A 16,792-nucleotide genomic window follows, 5' to 3' on the forward strand; every position below is an offset into this window, starting at 1 on the left:
GGCGCACCGTTCGAACAGTTGAAAGGCATGACCATGAAAAAAATCGGTTTCCTGTCGTTCGGGCACTGGACGCCCTCTCCCCAGTCGCAGACGCGGTCTGCCTCAGACGCGCTCCTGCAGTCCATCGACCTTGCTGTCGCAGCAGAGGAACTCGGAGCGGACGGCGCCTATTTCCGCGTGCACCATTTCGCCCGCCAGCTCGCTTCGCCCTTCCCTCTGCTGGCCGCCGTCGGCGCGAAAACGAGCCGCATCGAGATCGGTACGGCGGTCATCGACATGCGCTACGAGAACCCGCTCTATATGGCGGAGGACGCCGGCGCGGCCGATCTGATCGCCGGCGGTCGCCTGCAGCTCGGCATCAGCCGCGGATCTCCCGAGCAGGTGATCGACGGCTGGCGCTACTTCGGCTACGCGCCCCCGGAAGGCGAGAACGAGTCCGATATGGCCCGGCGTCACGCGGACGTCCTGCTCGACCTTCTTCGCGGCGAAGGCTTCGCCGAGCCCAATCCGCGGCCGATGTTTCCCAATCCGCCGGGGCTGCTCCGCCTGGAGCCCCATTCCCCGGGACTGCGCGAACGAATCTGGTGGGGCGCCGGCTCGAACGCCACCGCGGTCTGGGCTGCCAAGCGTGGCATGAACCTGCAAAGTTCCACGCTCAAGGACGACGAGACCGGCCTTCCCTTCCATGTCCAGCAGGCCGATCAGATCCGGGCATTCCGCGAAGCCTGGAAGGCTGCCGGCCACGAGCGCGAGCCGCGCGTGTCCGTCAGCCGCAGCATCTTCGCGCTGGTCAATGACCACGACCGCGCCTTTTTCGGCCACGGCAATCCGGACGAGGACAAGATCGGCTTCATCGATGACAAGACGCGGGCGATTTTCGGTCGCAGCTACGCCGCTGAGCCAGACCGCCTCATCGAGCAACTGGCGAAGGATGAAGCGATCGCAGAAGCCGATACGCTTCTCCTGACCGTCCCCAATCAGCTTGGCGTGGACTACAACGCGCATGTGATCGAAACTATCCTCACCCACGTCGCGCCCGCGCTTGGCTGGCGGTGACGCGGGTTCGAGGATTGTTCGCTGGAGGACCACGATGCCAGCCGTTCGGGACCTGAGCTATGAGGCCTGGCTTCAGCACAGCTTTGGCGAGCCGGTCCGCGCGCACGGCAATCCGTGGTTCTTCGACGAGAACCCACCATGGTGGGACCCGCAGCCGCCTGTCGCCATCGAGTACTTTACCAAACTCTTTTCAACGATTGAGCAGTCGCTCGCCGGTTTTTCCGATGCGCAGATCGCGCAGGGCCTTACCTATCTCTTGAACACCAGCGCTTCGGGTGACAATGGTTGGTTCTTGAGCGGGTCGACTCCCGTTGAGAAACGGTTAACCTGCGTCGCGGCAATCGAGCATATCTTCACCGACCTGTTCGCACCGAGATGTGCCGCCGTACTGGGTCACATCGACGAACCCGGCGCAAAGCCGCTGAATATGGTCTGCTATATGTGGTGGGACGTCTTCCCCTGCTTGGCGCTGCCCGACGATCCGGATTGCGACAACCTGCACCGGACCGCGATAGACGTCATGCGCCGAGCGCTGCAGCTCGACTCGATTGCGTGCCAGGAGGCTGCCCTGCACGGACTTGGCCATTGGGCACGTCACCGGCCGGACCACGTGCTGCCGGTCGTCGACGCGTTCCTTGCAGATGGGTGCGGCCGGCGAGCCGAACTAATCTCCTACGCCCATTCAGCGCGGTGCGGCTGCATTCTCTGATCTTGCCGTATCCGGGCGAGAAAAGACGGCCGGCACTCTGTCCGGCCGCTCAGGCTCAGGCTGCGCGAACGGCCTTCAACGGGATCTCGATATCGACTTCCAGCGTCGAGACATTCTCGCCGCGGTCCATCTTGACGCTCACCTTGTCGCCATCCACCTGGACATGCTTGGCGATGACGGCGAGGATCTCTTCCCTGAGCTTCGCCACTAGGTCCGAGTGGCCGACCGACGCCCGCTCGTGAGCGAGCAGCACTTGCAGTCGCTCTCGCGCCGTCGGTGCCGACGTTTGTTTATTGAAGAAGCGGAAAATGCTCATGCTGCCCTCCGTCCGAATATTTTGCCGAAGAGGCCGCGCTTCTCGCCCGGAATAGTCATCGGGACCGTCTCGCCGGTGAGACGGCGGGCGGCGTCGAGATAGGCGAGCGCCGGGGCGCTGCGGCTATCGGCAAGGGTGACCGGTGCGCCGACATTGGAAGCGCGCAGCACATCCGTGCTTTCAGGAACGATGCCGATGAGCGGTATCGAAAGGATCTCGAGCACGTCCTCGACCTTCAGCATATCGCCCCGCTCGGCACGGGCTGCATCGTAGCGGGTGAGCAGGAGGTGCTTCTCCACCCTCTCGCCGCGCTCGGCCCGTTCGGTCTTGGCATCTAGCAGGCCGATGATGCGATCGGAATCGCGAACGGAGGAGACTTCCGGGTTGGTGACGATAACGGCGATGTCGGCATGGCGCATGGCGAGCGTCGCGCCGCGTTCGATGCCGGCGGGGCTGTCGCAGATGATCCAGTCGAAGTGCTTCTTGAGTTCGCCCATCACCCGCTCGACGCCCTCGGGCGTCAAGGCGTCCTTGTCGCGCGTCTGCGAAGCGGGCAGCAGGAAGAGTGTCTCCAGACGCTTGTCGCGGATCAGCGCCTGCGGCAGCTTGGCGTCCCCCTGAATGACATTGACGATGTCATAGACAACGCGGCGTTCCGCGCCCATCACGAGATCGAGATTGCGCAGGCCGACATCAAAGTCCACCACCACCGTCTTTTCGTTTCTCTGCGCCAGCGCCGCACCGAGCGCGGCGGTCGATGTCGTCTTGCCGACGCCACCCTTGCCTGATGTCACAACGATTACTTTCGCCATCTTCCCGCTCCTGTCTGCTGGCCGGCCGCCGGCTCAGTTAAGTCTTTCTGCCATGATCGAATCGCCTTCGAGCCAGAGCTGCACCGCCTGACCACGGAGGTTGGGGGCCATGTCTTCGGCCGTCTTGTAGACGCCGTCGATCGCCAACAGCTCCGCTTCGAGCCGACGGCAGAAAATCCGCGCCGACGCGTTGCCGACCGAGCCGGCCAGCGCCCGTCCCCTGAGCGTACCGTAGATGTGAACCGAACCGCCGGCGATGATCTCCGCGCCGGAGGCGACCGAGCCGACGACCGTGACGTCACCCTCGGGAAAGATCACCGACTGTCCGGATCGCACGGGCTCGCGAATGACGATCGACGAGATCGTCCGCGCCGCTTGCTGCTCCGCCTGAGGGGCAGCTGACGTCAGCTCGTCGGCGCCCGCCATCTTCGCATCGGCGCCTGCCTCGGCTGTGGGAATTTCGACATCGGGAGCCGGTCGCCCGCCGCGCATCGCTGGTGGCATGCCCGGCTCGAACAGTGACGGACGCCCGCCCTCGATCCCCATGATTCGGACATTGCGCTTGCCGAGCTCATCGATCAGTTTCTTCAATTGCCCCCGATCGATTTCGATGTCCGCGACGTCGAGAACCACTGGGCGTCCCAGAAAGAATCCGGCAGAGCGCGAGGCCAGATCGTCGAGACGGGTGAGCCATGTTTCGAGCGGCGGCTCTGGCGAGAGCACCAGTGCAAGGAACGAGCGGCCCTTGATGCGTATGGAGCGGGTGTCTGTTAGCACTTTGGTCATCTACGTTAATTTTCCGTTGCCTAGATGTAGGCGAGTCACGGTTAACAAAGCGTTAATTTCGCTACCCTGCACGGGGCTGGAAAAGCGGGCCGAACCGCTCGCTTTCGTATCTGTCGACGCCATCGGCGCCGCCGCTTCGTGGAGATTGCTCCAAGTCAAAGGCGTTATGGATTAATATGGTTGCGTCGGGTCTTGCAGTGCATGGAGGCATGCTTCCTGCCGGTTGGACGCACATCTCTTCGAATTGGGAGGGAATCATGAAGATCCTGATCGTGTACGGAACGACCGAGGGCCAGACGCGGAAGATCGCAACATGGACGGAAACGCATCTTCGCGAGCGCGGGCATCAAGTCGAAATCCTTAACAGCGCGGCACTCGGGCCTGATCTGAAGCTGGACGAATTTCAAGCGATCATCATTGCTGCGTCGGTCCACCAAAAGCACCACCAGGACACCGTGGTGAACTTCGCGTTCGCCCATCACGACCTACTGAACGAGAAGCCCTCGGCGTTCATATCCGTCAGCCTGTCGGCCGCCCTGGAAGAGGGGAGAGCGGAGGCGCAAGAATACGTGGATCGCTTCGTCTCCGTGACGGCATGGCAGCCACGGGCAACGCTTCTTCTCGGGGGCGCATTGCGCTATACGGAATACGACTACTTCCAGGAGCAGGTCGTCAAATTCATCGTCATGAATCGCAACAATCAGGCGATCTCCGAGCGCGATCACGAATTCACCGACTGGGATGCCCTTGGCGACTTTGTCGACCGGTTTCTTGAAATCACCGGCTAATCATGCTCGGGAAGTGTCGCGCCGACGACGTCGCGGGACCGCGCCGGGCGCTTGACGAGCGCCCGGCAAGTCCGAATCAGTCGCCGATCTCTGCGACCGGTTGCACGAGTTGCGGCCCGAGATGCAGAAACCGGGTCGCCTTGCGCTTGGCGGCAACATCTGCCCATACGCGTTCGACCTGAACTGCCGTCAGGTTCGCGGCGCGGCCGACCTCCTCGGCGCTCAAGCCATTGTTAAGGCCATAAAGGCAGAGATCCATGCGGTCGTAGGGGAGCGAGAAATAGAACTCCTCCTGCGTCTGCTCGAGCGAGTAGGTGTCCGTCGTCGGCGGACGGCGGCGGATTTCCTCGGGCACGCCTAGATAGGCTGCAAGGGCATAGACCTGGGACTTATAGAGATGGGCAATCGGCTTGACGTCCGCCGCGCCATCGCCGTTCTTGACGAAGAAGCCCTGGTCGTATTCGAGCCGGTTCGGCGTACCGAGCACGGCGAAATTGAGCCGGTCGGCGTGATAATATTCAATCTGCTTGCGCGTGCGCTGTTTCATGTTCGTCGCGGCGACGATGCCGAGATAGACCGATGGCGGCATGCGCAGCTTGGTACGATTGCCCGTCGGGTCCTGCACCACCAGCGAGGAGATATTGTAGCCCTCGCCCTCGAGTGCATTGGCGATGACGATCTTCGACGCCCAGCCCGGTCCGTAGTCGGGCACGAGTTCGCGGATGAAGGCGTCGCGGCGCTCGTAGCAGCCCATCGCCGCAAGCGTCGGGCCGATATCCTCGACAATCGCCTCGACGCCGAACGTGTCCGCCACCAGACGGCCAAGGCGCAGGCTTTCCGGATCGGAATCGTTTTCCGGCATGAAGAGGCAGAAGACATTCTGGGCGCCGACCGCACGTACCGCAAGTGCCACAGAGACGCTGGAATCGATGCCGCCCGAAAGGCCGAGCACGAGGCCGCGCTTGCGCATGCCCCTCAGTTGCGCGCGCAGTCCCGCAACGATGCGATCGGCCTCTGCCGCCGCATCGATTTCCAGGGTCTCGGCGGAGAAATCAAATCGCTCCTGATCCGGGCGGATATTCATTCGGCGGGCTCCAATGTTTCGGCTGCCAGCCTGCGGCTGACCTTGCCGGTGTCGGTCTTCGGCAGTTCGGTGCGGAACTCCACGATCTTCGGCACCATGAAATCTTCGAGATGACGGGCGCAGTGGCGGATGATGTCCTTTTCGGTGAGCGTGGCGTCCGAGAGGACCACCAGCGCCCCGATCGCGTGACCGAGCACCGGGTCCGGAACGCCGATGACGACGGCTTCCGCGATACCCGGATGGGCGTGCAGAACGGTCTCGACCTCCTTGGGTGCGACCTTCTCGCCGCGCGTCTTGATGATGTCGTCCTTGCGCCCGACGAAATAGAGGAAGCCCTCCTCGTCGGTGCGAAAGAGATCGCCGGTATGGAGCACCCTCTCCCACGGGTTCGGGCCCGGGCGCAGCATTTGCGCGGTCGCGGCATCATTGCGCCAATAGCCTTGCATGACATGCGGGCCGCGGATGACAAGCTCTCCGGCCACGCCCGGGGCGACGCGCTTGCCCTCGTCGTCGACGACGAAGGCTTCCGTGTTGGGAATAGCGATACCAACCGAGCCCGGCCTACGCTCGAGCTGCTCCGGCGGCAGGTAGGTGCAGCGCTTGCACTCCGTCAGGCCGTACATCGAATAGAGCCGGGCCGAGGGAAACAGTTCCCTGAGCCGCGCGATATGGGCCGGCGGGAGCGCGGCGGCGGTGTTCGAGAGATAGCGCAGGCTCGGCAGAAACCCGGGCTCGAGATCGCGCATCTGCAGGATCATCGCGGCCATTGTCGGCACGAGCGGGAAGCCGGTGACACCTTCCGCGCGAATGCGCTCGAAGATCGCCTGCGGGAAGGCAAAGGACTTTTCGAGCACGAGGGTGGCGCCGAGACGGATCGCCATCAGCAATTGATAGAGACCGTAGTCGAAGGCGAGCGGCAGGACGTTGAGGATGACGTCGTCCGGCCGGTTGCAGAGATAGGTGGTGATCGACTCCGACGCCGCATCGATGTTGCGATGGGTCATCATCACGCCCTTCGGGCGGCCGGTCGAGCCGGAGGTGTAGATCAGCATGGCAAGGTCGACGTCGATGCCGCCATGCGCCGCGGGCGGCCGTGCCGTCGTCAGGCACTCCTCGAATGACAGAGCCCCATCAGGCATTCGGCCGCCGGGTCCAGCGGTCGAGACGACGAAGGGAGTATGGCCGGAAGAAATCGTCCGCGCCTCGGCAACAACCGGCATCAGCTTAGCTTGCGTCAGGATCGCCGCCGCCTCGCAATCGGTGACGATATAGGCGAGCTTGTCGGCCTTGGTGGAGGCGTTGATCGGGCTGAAGGTCGCGCCGGCCTTGAGGACCGCGAAGATCGAGACCGCCGCTTCCCAGCAATTGTCCATGAAGACGAGAACACGATCGTTCCGCTTTACCCCGGTTGCGGAAAGCGCCGCGGCAAGCCGGCTCGAAAGATCGTCGAGCTCGTCGTAGCTCAATCTTCTCCGGTCGGTGACCAACGCCGCCTTCGCGCCATTCGCCGCGGCGTTCTTCGAGAGGAATTGCTCGAACCTCATGCTCTTAAAGCCCCGCTCTGCCGCCGCATCAGGCCGTGACCGGCACGGCGGCCCTGGATTGGATGAAGCCGGTGATGCGTGCCAGCGAATCGAGGTTGGCCGGCACGATGTCGGCATCGGCCATGGCGATTCCGAACTGGTCCTCGATGAAGGCGACGAGTTCCAGCACGCCGGTCGAATCGATGATGTCGTTTTCGATCAGCGATGCCGTATCGGTGAGGTCGTAGGAGGTATCGCCGAAGAGAAAGTTTTCGATGATGAAGGTCTTGACCTTGTCATTGATCGTCTGCGCCATGTGTTTTCCTTTCTGTCGGTTCAAGCGGCTGCCGCCTTGCGGCCGGCACCGGTGAATGTCTGCAGCCATAATTGCGTCGAGAGGACGCCGACGAAGGCCGCATTGTCGCGGAAGCCCGAAGCCGGCCGCGTGCTGCACTTTTCATGGAGCTTCGCCACGGCCTTGGCATTGAAGAGGCCCCCGGAGGCGACCGCCTCCTCGCTCAGCGCCTCGCGAACGTAATCGAAAGCGCCGGGACCGCCGAAGGAATGACTGTCCGGTGCACGATATGGCTGCTTCGTCCGCTTGCCGATCGCGCGCGGCAGGAGATCCTTGGTGGCCTCGCGCAAAATGTGCTTCTCGGTCAGGCCCTTGAGCTTCATCTCCGGCGGTAATTTCGCGGCGAACTCCACCAGGCGGTGGTCGAGGAAAGGAAAGCGGCCCTCGATGCCGTGCGCCATCGCCATGCGGTCGCCCTGGCTCGAAAGGATGTAGCCCGGCAGCAGGAATCGGCTTTCGAGATATTGCCCCTGGTGCAGCGGATGCCAACGCCCGAAATCCCTTGGCAGGCGATCGATCAGTTCTTCCGTCGCATCATAGTCCTTGAGCTCCGCGCGCAGCCCGGCGGAGAAGAAGAGTTTCGTGGCCGCCGTGCCCTTGAAACGCGGCCGGTGCGAGAAAAGCGGATCGTCCAGCAATTCATCGCCGGCCCCGAAGAAGGCGGCGAGGTATTCCGGCGACTGTTGCTTGAGGCCTGGCAGATAGGGATAGAGCTTGCGGAAGAGGTGCGGCCTGAGGCGCGAGCCCGGCTGGCGCCCGCAGAAACGGCGCACGCGCGCCTCCTTGAAGATGTCATAGCCGGCGAACACCTCGTCGGCGCCCTCACCCGTTAGCACCACCTTCAGTCCCGCCTCGCGCACCAACCCGGACAACTGGAAGAGCGGCGCGGGGGCCGTGCGGATGATCGGACGTTCGGCAAAGCGGATCACCTCGGGGAACACGCTGGCGATGTCCCCCGCCCGGCAGGCAACGGCGCTGTGTTCCGTGCCGAGGGCTGCGGCCATTTCCAGCTGAAATGCGCTCTCGTCGTGTTCCACGCTGTCGAAGGTGACCGAGAATGTCCGAAGCCCCTGTGGCGTCATGCCGGCCGCAAGGGCCGAGACGATCGAGGAATCGAGCCCGCCGGAAAGATAGGCCCCGACCGGCACGTCGGCACGCATGCGGATGCGGGTCGCATCGCTCAACAGCGCGCGCAGGTCGTCGGCGGCGAGTCCCTCATTGGTATAGGCCGGCATTTGGCCTTGTTCGGGGAACTCCAGTGTCCAGTAGGCGCGCGTGACGACGCCGCGCTCATCGGCGATCATTAGATGGGCCGGTTCAAGTTCCAGAATATTGCGGAAGGGCGTGCGAGGTGCGATCGGCGCCCAGAGCGTAAAAATCTGGTCGAGCGCGATCGGATCGATATCAGCGGTCACACCGGGGACTGCGAGCAGAGCCTTGACCTCGGAGGCAAAGTAGAGCGTGCCTCCCTGTGTCGTGTAGAACAGCGGCCGCACGCCCATGCGATCGCGCGCCAGCATCATCCGGCGGCGCCTTCCATCCCAGATTGCGAAGGCAAAGTCGCCGTTGAGCAATGAGACGCAGTCCTCGCCCATTTCGTCATAGAGGTGGAGGATCACTTCGGTGTCGCTAGAAGTGCGAAAGCGCCGGCCGCGGGCCTTTAGCTCGTCTCGAAGCTCGACGTAGTTGAAGATTTCGCCGTTGAAGGCAATCGTCAGTTCGCCACTTGCATCCGACATCGGCTGCTGGCCGTCGCCAAGTCCGACGATCGACAGCCTCACATGGCCAAGGCCGGCCTGCGGCGTGGTGAAAACCCCCTGCTCGTCCGGGCCGCGATGGGCAATCGCTGCCGTCATCCGTTCGAGAAGGGTTTTTCCGTCTCGAATTGAACCAAAATAACCGCTGATACCGCACATGCCGGATTTGCTCTCACACCCCAATCGCGCCGAGACTATAGACGGAATGGAAGCAGCAAGAGTTAATCGCGAAAGAAACCTGCGATGATGGTAAATCATTAAAATCAGACTGAAAGAACGGAAATGATGAAGCGGCGGACTTCCCGCCAAAGACAACATTCATTTTATTAAACTTTGACTTTATACCCCCAGCCATTGGATATCGCACTGTGTGACCACAGCCAAGTGCATTGCTTGACTTAACACCGCACCTGTCTCAGGCAGATGGAATGGATGCCCTGGTTTCCAATTTCTTAACAAAATCGGTTCAATCTTCGTCATCGAAGCGCAATATCGCTCGGAGCGCATGATGAGCTACGACTGGACCGGCATACGCACACGCCGGATCAAGATGATGAGATACGGAATTGCCGCCGTCCTGGCCCTATGCCTGCTGCTAGGCGCGGCGTCGGTGACCTTGCACGCCTTATAGGAAGCTTGGGCAATCACCTGATGATGCATGGGGTCGGCCTGTCGAGTTAACCCCTGCGATGGATGGCAGAAATATACGCTGCCCGATTGCGGCAAGCGCACCCATCAAATGTAATCCACAGCGCACCTATTGATGAAGACCTGAACCTTGACCAGTGGACACTCCAGGAGTGGAATCCACTATGAGGCGCAAGCCTGAGGCTGCCGCCAACGCAGTTTCTGCAGCGGCGGCCTCACCACTCGAGCAACCTGTCGGATGGCGAGCGAAAGCCCGACAACTCTCGGCCAAGTCGCTGCAACTGCGAGGCCGCCGTAGCCACCGCATACAGTCGGCCCCAACGGCCAAGCATTCGCAAAATGGAACCAAAGCTGCGCTTGCGTGTTCCTGGGGAGCCGCCACGGAGGGTTCACATGCAGTCTCGATATATTCCGACGGAGGTGTTCCTGCGCCTCGAAAGAGAATGGCAAAACATGCGCCACGCCGAACGTCATCTGGAACTCGAGGCCGAGCGGCCAGAGTCCGACAGGACCGGATTGGAACCGGCCGCCCCCGCAGGAAGACACGACGAATTCACTTCCCACGCTGCGGATAGAACGTCTCTCCACGCTTGAGCATCGAGACAAAAGCTTCGATCTTCTTTCGCCGTCCCGCTTCCGTCTTCACGTGGTGCAGGCGGAAGGCCAGAGCGTAGCGGTTCTGAGCGCTCAACTTGTCCAGCATTTCACTGGCTTTCGGCTCGGCATCTATGGCGGCCTGCAGATCGTCGGGAATCTTCATCTGCCGCCCGCTCTCATAGGCACGGTCCCAGCGCCCGTCGGCCTTGGCAGCTTCGACCTGCTTCAACCCATGCTCCGTCATCCGGCCCGCTGCGATTAGGCGCGCGACATTTTCCACGTTGATCCGGCTCCAGATACTTTTGCGCCTCCGCGGTGTGAAGCGCTGAAGATAGCTCCTCTCGTCGAAGCCCTTTCGCAGACTGTCGATCCAGCCCCAGCAGAGAACGACTTCGATGGCCTCCTCGGGCGTGATCGATCGGAGCCCGGAGCCCGCCTTGTGGATCTTGATCCAGACTTCATCCTGCTTGTCATGATTCTGCCCGAGCCAATGGTAAAAGCTCTCTGCATCCTCGAAGGAGCGAACCGTCGCGGGATTGACATAGACGGGCGTCACAGGCCGGCCCTCATATTCGGTTAACGTTGGCAAGTGGAGGCAGGCTCACCGTACCGCGACCGCCGGGATAATGGGAGACTGTCATTCATCCGGATGTCACGGTCAATCCGGCCGCAGCGGCAAAATGCGACTCCCCATCCGCGTTGCCGCGGCGTGGAAATTCGTCCAGGGCTTGTCGGCTCCGAGCAAGCGGAAACGTCCTAGCGGACGTCCCTCAAGTCGGAACGACTTGAGCAGACATGCAGCAGCACCCACGGCATCGAAGGAGCTTCCTATGCCCAAGATCATATCCCATCTCTGGTTTCCGGAGCACGCACAGCAGGCCGTGGATTTCTATGTCTCGGTCATCCCGCACTCGCATCAGGCCTCGGCAACCACCGTTCCGGCGGATACGCCGAGCGCCCCCCCGGCAGCGTCAAGGTGATCGAGTTTACGCTGGACAACCAGAATTTCATCGCACTCGAGGCCGGACCTCTCGATGCCTTCAACCACGCCTTCTCCATCGTGGTCGAATGCGACAGCCAGGAGGAGATCGACCGCATTTGGGATGCCTTTCTGGGAAATGGCGGCACGGCGGAACAATGCGGCTGGCTCAAGGACCGTTGGGGGCTTTCCTGGCAGATCGTGCCGCGCGTGCTCGGCGAAATGATGATGAGTGCCGATCGCGAGAGCGCCAAGCGTGCGACGGAAGCGATGCTCGGCATGGTGAAGCTCGACATCGCCGCGCTCCAGCGCGCGTTCCAGGGCAAGGGCTGAGAACTTCCGTTCACGACTTCGTGGCCGCTCCCGCCGCAGGATCTCATGATCTCGCCCGATAAGCGGGATAGACTTCCAAGTCTTCGGCGCAGGAAGGAGCGGCTCCATGGCAATCACCCGGCGCATCGCCTTGCAGGCGCTTGGCCTCGGTGCCCTGCTGCCGCTTCTGCCAGGCCGCGCGCTCGGGCAGCGCAATGTCCTCACTCGGCCGATCCCGTCCAGCGGCGAGGCGATGCCGGTGGTCGGCCTCGGCACCTGGATCACCTTCAACGTCGGGAACGACCCGGTGCTGAAGGACGAATGCGCCACCGTGATGGCGGCCTTCTTCGAGCACGGCGGCCGGATGATCGACTCGTCGCCCATGTACGGCTCTTCACAGCCAACGATCGGCTACGGCCTCAAGAAGCTCGGCCACCCGAAGAGGCTGTTCTCGACGGAGAAGGTCTGGACTTCCGATCCGCAGCACGGCTCAGCACAGATTGAGGCGTCGCGAGCCTATTGGGGCGTTTCGGCATTCGACCTGATGCAGGTGCATAATCTCGTGTCCTGGGAGGAGCACCTGCCGGCGCTCTTCGACATGAAGGCTGCGGGGCGGCTGCGCTATGTCGGGATCACCACGTCGGAAGGGCGCCGGCATCGAGAGATCGAACGCATCATGGCAAGGGAGCCGGTCGATTTCGTTCAGATCACCTACAATATTCTCGATCGCGAAGTGGAGCAGCGGATCTTGCCGCTGGCCGCAGAGAGGGGAATTGGGGTTATCGTCAACCGGCCCTTCCGGCAGAAAAGGCTTATTCGGCGTTTCGAAGACGAGCCCCTGCCGCCCTGGCTTGCCGAGACGGGCGCGCGCAACTGGGCGCAGTTCCTGCTCAAATTCATCATCTCGCATCCAGCGGTCACCTGCGCCATTCCCGCCACCACGCGCGTCGACCATGTGCGCGACAACCTCGATGCGGCGACAGGGATCCTGCCGGATCACGGCTTGCGCCGGCGCATGGCCAGCTATGTGGAATCACTCTGACGTCTGGCCTTAGGATGCCTGTTGATGGTGATCTGGACGACCTACGATCTTGCGGACTTCCTGATGTTCTCGCCGCGCGTCTACGTTCGCCTGGTCGAGAGTTACAATCAGGCGGTCTGGCCGCTGCAAGTCGTCTTCATCGCGGGGGGCCTGCTCGCTTTGGTCCTCGCGATGACGCGTAACCGGGCTATCGTCCTGCCCGCGCTGGCGGTGGCCTGGGTCTTCTGCGCCTGGCAATTGCTGTGGGCGCGCTATGCCGTCATCAATTGGCCGGCGTCCTATGCCGCCGCCGCTTTCCTCCTGCAGGCGGGCCTGCTGATCGTGAGTAGCCGCTGGGCGGGCGGGCCGGCACCGCAGGCGAAGCGGTATTATGGCGGCATCGGCCTGATGCTCTTCGGGCTCGTCGCCTATCCTCTACTGGCTCCCCTTGCCGGCCGCTCCCTCGCCTCGGCCGAAGTCTTCGGCCTGATGCCTGATCCAACCGTGGCGACGACGCTCGGCGGCGTGCTGGCGCTCTCGCCCAAACCGCCCTGGCTTCTACTGCCGATTCCGCTCCTCTGGTGTGCCTTCAGCGGGCTCACGCTGTGGGCGCTGCAGGATGCCGGCGCCTGGGCGCCGTTCGCCACCATTGTCGCAACGCTCACGCTCTTGCTGGCAGGCGACCGATAGCGGCATCACTCCTTCACCGCACCCGTCATCGACGACACGTAGTAGTCGACGAAGAACGAATAGAGGAGGACGACGGGCAGCGAGCCGAAGAGCGCGCCCGCCATCAGCGCGCCCCATTCGAAGACATCGCCGCGCACGAGCTCCGTCAGCACGCCGACAGGTACGGTCTTGTTCTCCGACGACTGGATGAAGGTCAGCGCATAGATGAACTCGTTCCAGGAAAGCGTGAAGGCGAAGATGCCGGCCGAAATCAGTCCCGGTACCGCAAGCGGCAGGATGATCCTGACGAGGATCTGCCATCGCGTCGCGCCGTCCACCAGCGCGCTCTCCTCGAGCTCGAACGGGATCGAACGGAAGTAGCCCATCAGCAGCCAGGTGCAGAACGGAATGAGGAAGGTCGGATAGGTGAAGATCAAAGCCAGCTTGGAATCGTAGATACCGAACTTGAAGACGATGAAGGCGAGCGGGATGAAGAGGATCGACGGCGGCACCAGATAGGCGAGGAAGATCATCAGCCCGACCGGCCGCGCGCCGGTGAAACGCACCCTCTCGATTGCATAGGCCGCAAATATCGAGGCGGCGAGAGAAAGGATCGTCGAACCCACGGCAACAAGCATCGTGTTCCAAAGCCAGCCGGGATAGGAGGTTTCGAAAAGCAGGTATTTGATATGCTCGAGCGTCGGCCTCACCACCCAGAAGGGGCTGTAATTGTTATAATCGGTCAGCTGCGCATTGGGCTTGATCGCGGTGATCGCCATCCAATAGAACGGAAAGAGCAGCACGAAGACGAAGACCGCCATCGGCAGGTAAAGCACGACGATCCTTCGCGGCAAACGGTTCAGATAGCTCATGCCCTCGGCGGTATCGGTGAGGACCTCGTCTTCGATTTTCGTCACGGTGGTATTCATTGTCCCCTCCCGCTCAATCCTGGCCGCCCTGCTGCCACTTGCGCCGTTGCAGCCCGAAGAAGCTGAACATGATCGCGGCGAGCAGGAAGGGGATCATCGCGACTGCGATCGCCGCCCCTTCGCCGAGCTGGCCTCCCGGAATGCCGCGCTGGAACGAAAGTGTCGCCATCAGGTGCGTCGCGTTCACCGGTCCGCCTCTGGTCAGCACGTAGATGAGCTGGAAATCGGTGAAGGTGAAAAGCACCGAGAATGTCATCACCACGGCAATGATCGGCGTCAACATCGGGAGCGTGACGTAGCGGAAGCGCTGCCAACTCGTGGCCCCGTCGAGCGAAGCCGCCTCCTGCAGCGACGGCGGAATCGTCTGAAGGCCGGCAAGCAGCGAGATCGCGACGAAGGGAATGCCGCGCCAGACATTGGCGGCAATGACCGAAGCGCGCGCATTGGTCGGATCGCCGAGAAAGTTGATTGGCCCGTCGATCAGGCCGAGCTGCATCAGCGACCAGGAAATGATCGAAAACTGCGAGTCGTAGATCCACCAGAAGGCAAGCGCCGAAAGCACCGTCGGCACCACCCAGGGCAGAAGAATGATCGCGCGGAAGAAGGATTTGAGTGGTAGGTTCTCGTTGAGCAACAGGGCCAGCCAGAGGCCCAGCACGAACTTCAGGATTGACGCCACGAAGGTGTAGAGAAGCGTATTGAAGACCGAGAGCCAGAAGACCGAATCCCGTGCCAGGAATTCGTAGTTCTCAAGGCCGATGAAGATGCCGTCGCGACCGATCCGCGTATCGGTGAAGCCGAGCCATACGCCGAGGCCCAAAGGATAGGTCAGGAAACAGATTAGGAAGACGGCGGCCGGCAGCATGAACAGGAAGCCGAGCACATTGTTGTTCTGCATCAGCGACGCCATGGCGCCTGGCGGCTTCTCGGACGACGTGTAGGACATCGGTCTTCTCCGGCTGAAGTGAATGGCGTCGGCAGGAACAGCCGCCGACGCCTTGCGTGCCGCGGCGGTTTCACCGCCGCCCCGAGCTTCAGACGCGGTAGTAGCGGTTTGCCCGCCGCTCCGCTTCAACCATCGCCTCTTCCGGCGTCATTTGGCCGGTGACCGCGGTCGCGAACATGTCTACTAGCACGTAATCGGCCATGACACCCGCGGAAGCATAGCCAAGCGGACCGGCATAGCCGTTTGGCCGCAAGGTCGCGGAGGCCTTCGCATAGGGCGCGTGGATCGGATCGGCCGTCCAGACCGGATTGTCGGCAAAGGCCTTCAGCGGCTGGCAGCAATAGGCGCTGGAGCCCTGAATCCAGGCGTTCATCTGATCACCCTCCATCATGAACTTGATGTACGCCTTGGCCGCTTCCGGATATTTGCTGTGGTTGAAGAGCAGGATAGAGCTCGTCTGGTGAAGCTCGACGCTTTGCCCGACCGGCCCGACGGGGAAGTTGGTCGTGCGGATATCGGCCGCAATTTCCGCAAGCGCCGGATCCTTCTTGGCCGCGTAGTAGAGCGACACGCCGTTCGCCGTCAGCGATACCTGGCCGGCGAGGAAGGCGCGGTTGTTGTTGATGTCGAGCCAGCTTTCGGTCCCGGGAATGAAGGTCTCGTAAAGCTGCTTGGCATAGTTGATCGCAGCCAGCGTCTCCGGGCTGTTGATGGTGACCTTGCCGTTCTCGTCGACCATCTTGCCCCCATGGCTCCAGAGCAGCCAATGGGCATAGTTGTTGCCGTCGCCGACGGCCTTGCCGTGCGGGAAGCCAGCCGGCGTTCCCTTGGCCTTCAGTGCCTTGCAGAGCTCGAGGAAGCCTGCGGTATCCTCGGGGAATTCGCTGAAGCCTGCGGCTTGCATATGGCTGTCGCGGTAGCAGACCGCGTTGCCGATCGCCGTCAGCGGCATGGCTATGAACTTGTCGTCACGGGTCGCATAGCCTTTCAAGCCGTCATACCAGCCGCCATATTTTTCGCCGAGATAATTGGCGAGTTCCGTCAGATCGACGAGTTTGTCCGGGTACTGATGCGCGTCGTCAAACCAGCACAGCACCATATCGGGTCCAGAACCGACATTGGCTGCGACGGCTGCCTTCGGGCGAATGTCCTCCCAGCTCTCCTTGTCGATACGGACCTCGACGCCGGTCGTCTCGGTGAACTTCTTGGTATTGGCAAGCCAGGCGTCTTCGTCGCCCTGGACGAATGGGGTCCATCTTAAGAGCCTCAGGCTTGCGCCCTCCTCCGGCGTGTAGGTCGGCTCCGCTTGCGCGAAGGACGGTCGGGGGCTGAGCGGAAGCCCGGCCATGCCCGCGAGCGCCGCGGAACCCGCGAGGAAATCACGTCTCTTTATCGGCATTGGTACTCCTCCTTCAAACAGCGGGAGCATCTTCTTCCCGCATTCGCCGCCCCGCTTGACGAATGCACCCGATGCCCGGCAGGTCGCCGGACGATCGTCCGCGCGG

At 62.1% G+C, this 16,792-nt stretch carries 16 protein-coding genes and 1 pseudogene; 6 read left to right on the plus strand and 11 right to left on the minus strand.

Annotation, left to right across the window (positions count from 1 at the left end):
• Positions 1–33 precede the first annotated feature (33 nt).
• Positions 34–1,056 carry an LLM class flavin-dependent oxidoreductase gene (locus tag EKH55_RS17665; protein ID WP_151613862.1) on the plus strand — a complete coding sequence of 341 codons (1,023 nt, stop codon included), beginning with the start codon at positions 34–36 and terminating at the stop codon, positions 1,054–1,056.
• Between the two features lie 34 nt (positions 1,057–1,090).
• A complete protein-coding gene (locus EKH55_RS17670; RefSeq protein ID WP_151612039.1) occupies positions 1,091–1,765 on the plus strand; it encodes a hypothetical protein in 675 nt (224 codons plus the stop codon).
• A gap of 55 nt (positions 1,766–1,820) precedes the next feature.
• Here the strand turns inward: EKH55_RS17670 and minE are convergent, their stop codons facing one another.
• Genes minE through minC form a run of 3 tightly spaced genes read right to left on the minus strand, consistent with a single transcriptional unit; the run spans position 1,821 to position 3,679 of the window.
• Positions 1,821–2,081, minus strand: a complete 261-nt coding sequence (gene minE / locus EKH55_RS17675; RefSeq protein ID WP_069461125.1) for a cell division topological specificity factor MinE — start codon at positions 2,079–2,081, stop codon at positions 1,821–1,823.
• Complete coding sequence (minD, locus tag EKH55_RS17680) at positions 2,078–2,893, minus strand: septum site-determining protein MinD (RefSeq protein ID WP_069461124.1); 816 nt, start codon at positions 2,891–2,893, stop codon at positions 2,078–2,080. The genes minE and minD overlap by 4 nt, the downstream gene beginning before the upstream one ends.
• A gap of 33 nt (positions 2,894–2,926) precedes the next feature.
• The gene (gene minC / locus EKH55_RS17685; RefSeq protein WP_151612041.1) at positions 2,927–3,679 is read right to left on the minus strand and encodes a septum site-determining protein MinC; all 753 of its coding nucleotides are present in this window, start codon (positions 3,677–3,679) and stop codon (positions 2,927–2,929) included.
• Between the two features lie 257 nt (positions 3,680–3,936).
• Here minC and EKH55_RS17690 point away from each other — a divergent pair, with 257 nt between their 5' ends.
• Entirely contained in the window at positions 3,937–4,467 is a 531-nt protein-coding gene (locus tag EKH55_RS17690; protein WP_151612043.1) for a flavodoxin domain-containing protein, read from the plus strand.
• Positions 4,468–4,543: 76 nt separating this feature from the next.
• Here the strand turns inward: EKH55_RS17690 and nadE are convergent, their stop codons facing one another.
• From nadE to EKH55_RS17720, 5 genes are all read right to left on the minus strand, one after another.
• On the minus strand, positions 4,544–5,551 hold the full coding sequence (nadE, locus tag EKH55_RS17695) for an NAD(+) synthase (protein ID WP_151612045.1): 1,008 nt from the start codon (positions 5,549–5,551) through the stop codon (positions 4,544–4,546).
• On the minus strand, positions 5,548–7,095 hold the full coding sequence (locus EKH55_RS17700; protein ID WP_151612046.1) for a class I adenylate-forming enzyme family protein: 1,548 nt from the start codon (positions 7,093–7,095) through the stop codon (positions 5,548–5,550). The genes nadE and EKH55_RS17700 overlap by 4 nt, the downstream gene beginning before the upstream one ends.
• Positions 7,096–7,123: 28 nt before the next feature.
• The gene (locus EKH55_RS17705) at positions 7,124–7,390 is read right to left on the minus strand and encodes an acyl carrier protein (protein WP_151612048.1); all 267 of its coding nucleotides are present in this window, start codon (positions 7,388–7,390) and stop codon (positions 7,124–7,126) included.
• A 20-nt stretch (positions 7,391–7,410) separates the two neighbouring features.
• Positions 7,411–9,345: an asparagine synthase (glutamine-hydrolyzing) gene (gene asnB / locus EKH55_RS17710; protein ID WP_151612050.1), complete on the minus strand. Its 1,935-nt coding sequence runs from the start codon at positions 9,343–9,345 to the stop codon at positions 7,411–7,413.
• 1,042 nt (positions 9,346–10,387) lie between these two features.
• Positions 10,388–10,987 carry a YdeI/OmpD-associated family protein gene (locus EKH55_RS17720; protein ID WP_151612054.1) on the minus strand — a complete coding sequence of 200 codons (600 nt, stop codon included), beginning with the start codon at positions 10,985–10,987 and terminating at the stop codon, positions 10,388–10,390.
• Between the two features lie 274 nt (positions 10,988–11,261).
• Here EKH55_RS17720 and EKH55_RS17725 point away from each other — a divergent pair.
• The 3 genes and pseudogenes from EKH55_RS17725 to EKH55_RS17735 all read left to right on the plus strand — a co-directional run bounded on the left by EKH55_RS17725 (position 11,262) and on the right by EKH55_RS17735 (position 13,433).
• A pseudogene (locus EKH55_RS17725) lies at positions 11,262–11,743 on the plus strand (VOC family protein).
• A 106-nt stretch (positions 11,744–11,849) separates the two neighbouring features.
• Positions 11,850–12,764 (plus strand): aldo/keto reductase, encoded by a 915-nt coding sequence (locus tag EKH55_RS17730; RefSeq protein ID WP_151612056.1) that lies wholly within the window; start codon positions 11,850–11,852, stop codon positions 12,762–12,764.
• Positions 12,765–12,788: 24 nt separating this feature from the next.
• Entirely contained in the window at positions 12,789–13,433 is a 645-nt protein-coding gene (locus EKH55_RS17735; RefSeq protein ID WP_151612058.1) for a DUF6064 family protein, read from the plus strand.
• A gap of 5 nt (positions 13,434–13,438) precedes the next feature.
• Here EKH55_RS17735 and EKH55_RS17740 read toward each other — a convergent pair whose 3' ends face one another.
• The 3 genes from EKH55_RS17740 to EKH55_RS17750 all read right to left on the minus strand — a co-directional run bounded on the left by EKH55_RS17740 (position 13,439) and on the right by EKH55_RS17750 (position 16,686).
• Complete coding sequence (locus EKH55_RS17740) at positions 13,439–14,341, minus strand: carbohydrate ABC transporter permease (protein ID WP_151612059.1); 903 nt, start codon at positions 14,339–14,341, stop codon at positions 13,439–13,441.
• 13 nt (positions 14,342–14,354) lie between these two features.
• Positions 14,355–15,287 (minus strand): carbohydrate ABC transporter permease, encoded by a 933-nt coding sequence (locus EKH55_RS17745; RefSeq protein WP_151612061.1) that lies wholly within the window; start codon positions 15,285–15,287, stop codon positions 14,355–14,357.
• Positions 15,288–15,375: 88 nt separating this feature from the next.
• Positions 15,376–16,686 (minus strand): ABC transporter substrate-binding protein, encoded by a 1,311-nt coding sequence (locus tag EKH55_RS17750; protein ID WP_069461112.1) that lies wholly within the window; start codon positions 16,684–16,686, stop codon positions 15,376–15,378.
• Positions 16,687–16,792 lie beyond the last annotated feature (106 nt).

The organism is Sinorhizobium alkalisoli, assembly GCF_008932245.1.
Lineage (GTDB): Bacteria > Pseudomonadota > Alphaproteobacteria > Rhizobiales > Rhizobiaceae > Sinorhizobium > Sinorhizobium alkalisoli.